The organism is Vibrio sp. 1180_3, from assembly GCF_029478545.1.
Classification (GTDB): Bacteria; Pseudomonadota; Gammaproteobacteria; order Enterobacterales; family Vibrionaceae; genus Vibrio; species Vibrio aestuarianus.
The window spans coordinates 1-252 of record NZ_SJFM01000295.1; the positions used below are offsets into that span (position 1 = coordinate 1).

Annotated in this window: 1 protein-coding gene; it reads left to right on the forward strand. The window is 42.1% G+C overall.

The features are described 5' to 3' along the window. The coding region (locus EYW48_RS21905; protein WP_130200936.1) for an IS3 family transposase at positions 1-97 on the forward strand (97 nt) is incomplete at its 5' end. Positions 98-252: the final 155 nt, after the last annotated feature.

The following is a 252-nucleotide window of genomic DNA, read 5'->3' on the forward strand; positions in this document are numbered from 1 at the left end:
CTTCGAGTACATAGAGGTTGATTATAATCGGACGAGAAGGCACAGTGCTCTTGGGTATCTAAGCCCTGTTAACTTTGAACAGCAAAATGTCGCTTAATGTGGTGTCCAGTCTTGCTGGAGCAGATCAATAATGTGTTTAAAATTAGGCATTTTGGCGTAATTTGCTAGCGAAAGTGCAGCAGCTAACTAGGCGTTTAAGACGGATTCCCAACGCTTGGGAGTTTTGATTCTAGGTTGAGTTTTGTGTTTAAG